The sequence below is a fragment of the Streptomyces sparsus genome (genome assembly GCF_054776295.1).
On sequence record NZ_BAAHCA010000326.1, the window covers coordinates 1 to 4,939 of the forward strand.

The following is a 4,939-nucleotide window of genomic DNA, read 5'->3' on the forward strand; positions in this document are numbered from 1 at the left end:
GGACGCCCGCGCCGCCCGCACCGCGCTGCTGGACACCGCCGTGCGCGTAGCCGCCGACCTCGGCGCCCGGGCCGTGCACTGCTTCAGCGGCGTCCTACCGCCCGGCACCGGCGAAACGGAGGGCTGGCAGCGCCTCACCGAAGGCGTCACCGAGGTGCTCACCGCCGCCGACGCCGCCGGGGTACCACTCGCCGTCGAACCCGAACCCGGCCACCTGCTCGCCGACCTCGCCGGATTCCACCGCCTCCGCACCGCACTCGACGACCACCCGTCCCTCGGACTCACCCTCGACATCGGCCACTGCCAGTGCCTGGAACCCGAACCGCCCGAGCAGTGCGTGCGCGACAGCGCGCCCTGGCTGCGGCACGTCCAGATCGAGGACATGCGGCGCGGCGTGCACGAGCACCTGCCGTTCGGCGAGGGCGAGATCACCTTCCCGCCGGTGCTCGCGGCGCTCCGGGAGAGCGGCTACCGCGGCCTGGTCGGTGTGGAACTGCCCCGCGACTCGCACGCCGGCCCCCGACTCGCCGCGGAATCCCTGCACTTCCTCCGGGAGGCCGAACGACGCGCCGGCAAGGAGACGGCGTGCTGACCGACCTGCGGGCCCGCCTGCACAGCCGGCTCGACGCCCGGGCGTCCGCGTGGCTCACCGCCGCGGTCGACGACCCGCCGCGCCTGGAAGCCCACTTCGCCGCGGCCGGCCGGCACTGCGGACGTGCCGCCGCCCACGACGCCCGCGTCCTGCTGCTGCACGCCGCACACGCCGGCCCGGAAACCCTCACCCGCCTCTACGAGCACGGCACCGCCGCCGAACGCCTGGCCGTACTGGGCGCGTTACCGTACCTCCCCGTCGGGGAGGGCGCGCTGCCGCTCGTCGAGGACGCACTGCGCACCAACGACCCGCGGCTGGTCGCCGCCGCACTCGGGCCCTACGGCGCCCGGCACCTGCCCGCCCCCGCCTGGCGGCAGGCGGTACTCAAGTGCCTCTTCACCGGCGTGCCGCTGACCGCCGTCGACCGGCTGGCCGAACGCGCCGCCGGGGACACCGAACTCGCCCGCATGCTCCACGACCAGGCCCGCGAACGCACCGCCGCGGGCCGTCCCGTGCCCGACGACCTGCACCGCGCCGCCCGACTCGCCGCAGCCCCCCGCCCGCCCGGCACCGAGGAGCACTGATGCGCATCTTCGACCCGCACATCCACATGACCTCGCGGACCACCGACGACTACGCCGCCATGCACGCCGCCGGGGTACGGGCCGTCGTCGAACCGGCGTTCTGGCTGGGCCAGCCCCGCACCTCCCCGGGCTCCTTCTACGACTACTTCGACGCCCTGCTGGGCTGGGAACCGTTCCGCGCGGCCCAGTACGGCATCAGCCACCACTGCACGCTCGCCCTCAACCCCAAGGAGGCCGGCGACCCGCGCTGCCGGCCGGTCCTGGACGAACTGCCCCGCTACCTCGACAAGGACGGGGTCGTCGCGGTCGGCGAGATCGGCTACGACTCCATGACCCCCGCGGAGGACACCGCGCTCGCCACCCAGCTGCAACTCGCCGCCGACCACAGCCTGCCCGCCCTCGTCCACACCCCGCACCGCGACAAGGCCGCAGGCGTGCGGCGGACCCTCGACGTGCTCCGCGAGTCCGCGCTGCCGGCCGACCGCACGCTGCTCGACCACCTCAACGAGACCACCGTCGGCCCCGCCGCCGACAGCGGCTGCTGGCTCGGCTTCTCCGTCTACCCCGACACCAAGATGGACCCGCACCGCATGGTGGCGCTGCTGCGCCTGCACGGCACCGACCGCGTCCTGGTCAACTCCGCCGCCGACTGGGGACACAGCGACCCGCTCAGCACCCGCCGCGTCGGTGAGGCCATGCTCGGCGCCGGTTTCACCGACGACGACGTCGACCAGGTGCTCTGGCGCAACCCCGTCGCCTTCTACTCGCTCAGCGGACGACTCGACCTCGACCTCCACCCCGAGGTGGCCCCCGCGGCGACCCACGAGGGCAACTCGCTTCGTCGCGGAGGGGAGTGAACCCATGCGCTTCCGCCACCCCGACGGCTCCACCGTGCACCTCGCCTACTGCACCAACGTGCACCCGGCCGAGACCCTCGACGGTGTCCTGGCCCAACTCCGCGACCACTGCGAACCGGTGCGCCGCCGCACCGGCCGCGACCGGCTCGGCATCGGCCTGTGGCTGGCCAGGGACGCGGCCAGGGAACTCGGCTCCGACCCGTCGGCACTGCGCACGCTGCGCGCCGCACTCGACGGGCGGGGCCTGGAAGTCGTCACGCTCAACGGCTTCCCCTACCGCGGTTTCGGCGACGAACGGGTCAAGCACCGCGTCTACCGCCCCGACTGGACGGAACCCGAACGCCTGGAGCACACCACCGAACTGGCCCGGCTGCTGGCCGCGTTGCTGCCCGCCGACGTCCAGGACGGCAGCATCTCGACCCTGCCGCTCGGCTGGCGCACCGGCTTCGGCGCCGAGCACGGCCGCCGCTCCGCGTCCGCCCTCACCACGCTCGCCCACCGGCTCGACGCCCTGCGCGAACTCACCGGCCGTGACATCCGGGTGGGCCTCGAACCCGAACCCGGCTGCGTCGTGGAGACCACCGCGCAGGCCGTCACCGCCCTCACCGGGCCGGAAGCGCCGCCCTCCCGGCGGATCGGCGTCTGCCTCGACACCTGCCACCTCGCCACCGCGTTCGAAGACCCGGCGACCGCCGTCGGGCAGCTCCGCACCGCCGGGGTCCCCCTCGTCAAGGCCCAGCTCTCCGCCGCCCTGCACGCCCAGCACCCGGACGACCCCCGCGAGCGGGCGGCCCTCGCCGAGTACGTGGAACCCCGCTTCCTGCACCAGACCCGGGCCCGTACCGCCGACGGCGTGCACGGCACCGACGACCTCGACCAGGCCCTGGGCACCGCCCCCACGAGGGCGGGAGCCGCGGAGGCGGGAGCCGCGGAGGCAGGAACTGGGGAGGCGGGGCCTGGGGAGGGCCGGGCCTCCGTCCGGCCGCTCACCACCACCGGGCCCTGGCGCGTCCACCTGCACGTCCCTCTGCACACCGCCCCGCCCCCGCCGCTCACCGCCACCACCGACGTGCTGCGCGACAGCCTCAACCACCTCGTCGGCGGGCCGGTCCCGCTCACCCGCCACCTCGAAGTGGAGACCTACACCTGGCAGGCACTGCCACCCGAACTGCGTCCCCGCACCCGCGACCAGCTCACCGACGGCATCGCCGCCGAACTCGCCTTCGCCCGCGACCTGCTGGTGGACCTCGGCCTGAAGGAGCTGCCATGACCCCGGCCCCCACTCCGGACGCCGAAGCCCGCCCGGGAACCGCGCCCGGCAGCGCACCGGTGCCCTCCGCGGGACCACCCGGGCCCGGCCGTCCCCGACCGCTGCTGGTCATCGACGTCGTCGGCCTCACCCCGCGACTGCTCACCGCGATGCCGCGCCTCGCCGCCCTCGCCTCCCACGGCACCCACGTCCCGCTGCGCACCGTGCTGCCGGCCGTCACCTGCACCGTCCAGTCCACGCTGCTCACCGGCGCCACCCCGGCCGAACACGGCGTCGTGGGCAACGGCTGGTACTTCAGGGAACTCGGCGAGGTACTGCTCTGGCGGCAGCACAACGCGCTCGTCGGCGGCGAGAAGATCTGGGACGCCGCCCGTGCCCGCCACCCCGGTTACACCGTCGCCAACATCTGCTGGTGGTACGCCATGGGCGCCGACACCGACTGGACCGTCACGCCCCGGCCCGTCTACTACGCCGACGGCCGCAAGGAACCGGACTGCTACACCCGTCCCCCCGCACTGCACGACGAACTGACCTCCCTGCTCGGCGAGTTCCCGCTGTTCAGCTACTGGGGCCCGCGCGCCGCCCTGAAGTCCTCCAGCTGGATCATCGGCGCCACCCGCCACCTGCTGCACACCCGGCGGCCCGACCTGACCCTCGCCTACCTCCCGCACCTGGACTACGACCTCCAGCGCCACGGCCCCGACGACCCGCGCGCCCGCGCGGCCGCCGCCGCACTCGACGCCGAACTCGCCCCACTGCTCGACGAGGCCCGGGCCGCGGGAGTTCCCGTCGTCGCGCTGTCCGAGTACGGCATCACCCGGGTCGACCGTCCCGTCGACATCAACCGGGCGCTGCGCCGCGCCGGGCTGCTGGAGGTGCACACCCAGGACGGCATGGAGTACCTCGACCCCACCGTCTCGCGGGCCTTCGCGGTCGCCGACCACCAGCTCGCCCACGTCTACGTCCGCGACCCCCGCGACCTCGACGCCACCCGCGCCGCGCTGGAGGACCTGCCGGGCATCGACCGCCTGCTGGACGAGCGGGGCAAGAAGGAGCACGGCCTCGACCACGCCAGGGCGGGGGAGCTGGTCGCCGTCGCCGACCCCGACGCCTGGTTCACCTACTACTACTGGCTCGACGACGACCGGGCGCCGGACTTCGCACGGCTCGTCGAGATCCACCGCAAACCCGGCTACGACCCGGCCGAGCTGTTCATGGACCCCCGCGACCCCTACGTCCGGCTCCGCGCCGCCACCGCACTCGCCCGCAAGAAGGCCGGCATGCGCTACCGGATGACCGTGGTCCCGCTCGACCCCGCCCCGGTGCGCGGCAGCCACGGACGGCTGCCCGCCCACCACGACGACGGCCCGGTGCTGCTCAGCTCGCTCCCCGGCATCGCCGACGGCCCGGTCGCCGCCACCGACGTCAAGCAACTGCTGCTCGACCTCTCCCTCGGCCCCGTCTCCGGCTCCGCGCCGAGCCGGCCTCAGCCCTGACCGTCGGCGCGGACCGCCGACCTGTCCCGCCCCGCCACCCGCCCGCGTCACCCCGGAACCGTCCCCCGCACGGCACCCGACAGGAGACCCACCATGGCCAGACACGAAGACCTGCGGCACGCGCTGAGCCGCCGCGGCAT

Annotated in this window: 5 protein-coding genes; all 5 read left to right on the top strand. The window is 74.8% G+C overall.

What is annotated here, in order from left to right:
* On the top strand, positions 1-592 hold a 592-nt coding region (locus ACYVE9_RS15535; RefSeq protein WP_461028439.1), incomplete at its 5' end, for a sugar phosphate isomerase/epimerase family protein.
* Entirely contained in the window at positions 586-1,176 is a 591-nt protein-coding gene (locus tag ACYVE9_RS15540; protein ID WP_461028440.1) for an EboA domain-containing protein, read from the top strand. The genes ACYVE9_RS15535 and ACYVE9_RS15540, both read left to right, overlap by 7 nt.
* Complete coding sequence (locus ACYVE9_RS15545) at positions 1,176-2,033, top strand: TatD family hydrolase (protein WP_461028441.1); 858 nt, start codon at positions 1,176-1,178, stop codon at positions 2,031-2,033. The genes ACYVE9_RS15540 and ACYVE9_RS15545 overlap by 1 nt, the downstream gene beginning before the upstream one ends.
* A gap of 4 nt (positions 2,034-2,037) precedes the next feature.
* Positions 2,038-3,303 (top strand): metabolite traffic protein EboE, encoded by a 1,266-nt coding sequence (gene eboE, locus ACYVE9_RS15550; RefSeq protein WP_461028442.1) that lies wholly within the window; start codon positions 2,038-2,040, stop codon positions 3,301-3,303.
* On the top strand, positions 3,300-4,799 hold the full coding sequence (locus ACYVE9_RS15555) for an alkaline phosphatase family protein (protein ID WP_461028443.1): 1,500 nt from the start codon (positions 3,300-3,302) through the stop codon (positions 4,797-4,799). The genes eboE and ACYVE9_RS15555 overlap by 4 nt, the downstream gene beginning before the upstream one ends.
* The last annotated feature ends 140 nt before the right edge of the window (positions 4,800-4,939 follow it).